The 1,136-nt window shown below is 46.2% G+C and carries 1 protein-coding gene; it reads right to left on the reverse strand.

What is annotated here, in order from left to right; all coding sequences use genetic code 11:
* Positions 1-1,136, reverse strand: a 1,136-nt coding sequence (locus tag ACTHS4_RS11555; protein ID WP_440365971.1) for a hypothetical protein, incomplete at both ends; no start/stop codon positions are given.

Here is a 1,136-nt window from a genome sequence, read left to right on the forward strand (position 1 = left end):
TCAACGTTTGGTACGATCGCTGGTTTATCAGAAGTCCAGCTGCCGTCCGCCTGTTTAGTTAAAGTCACTTTTTCAGGGGTGTTAGAGCCTTCAGGAGTGACGGTTACTTCTACAGTATCACCGACTTCTGCATCACTTGGCACTTTCACTTTTACTGAGCCATCAGTGGTTGATGGAGTCACTTCCGGTGCGCTTGGTGCTGTGTGGTCTGCGTTATTACCCGCATTACCTTTAGATTCAGTACTTTCATTACCTGCTGGATCTTTCGCTTTCGCAGAAACTTCAGAACCATCTTTCACTTTATCTTCAGGGATAGTGGTGCTGTCTTTACCTGCTTCAACGTTTGGTACGATCGCTGGTTTATCAGAAGTCCAGCTGCCGTCCGCCTGTTTAGTTAAAGTCACTTTTTCAGGGGTGTTAGAGCCTTCAGGAGTGACGGTTACTTCTACAGTATCACCGACTTCTGCATCACTTGGCACTTTCACTTTTACTGAGCCATCAGTGGTTGATGGAGTCACTTCCGGTGCACTTGGTGCAGTGTGGTCTGCATTATTACCCGCATTACCTTTAGATTCAGCACTTTCGTTACCCGCTGGATCTTTCGCTTTCGCAGAAACTTCAGAACCATCTTTCACTTTATCTTCAGGGATAGTGGTGCTGTCTTTACCTGCTTCAACGTTTGGTACGATCGCTGGTTTATCAGAAGTCCAGCTGCCGTCCGCCTGTTTAGTTAAAGTCACTTTTTCAGGTGTATTAGAATCTTCAGGAGTTACTGTCACTTCTACAGTATCACCGACTTCTGCATCACTTGGCACTTTCACTTTTACTGAGCCATCAGTGGTTGATGGAGTCACTTCCGGTGCACTTGGTGCAGTGTGGTCTGCATTATTACCCGCATTACCTTTAGATTCAGCACTTTCGTTACCCGCTGGATCTTTCGCTTTCGCAGAAACTTCAGAACCATCTTTCACTTTATCTTCAGGGATAGTGGTGCTGTCTTTACCTGCTTCAACATTTGGTACGATCGCTGGTTTATCTGAAGTCCAGCTGCCGTCCGGTTGTTTAGTTAAGGTGACTTTTTCAGGGGTGTTAGAACCTTCAGGGGTGACGGTTACTTCAACAGTATCACCGACTTC

Origin of the sequence: Neisseria sp. P0014.S009, from assembly GCF_051958155.1 — a bacterium.
Classification (GTDB): Bacteria; Pseudomonadota; Gammaproteobacteria; order Burkholderiales; family Neisseriaceae; genus Neisseria; species Neisseria flavescens_C.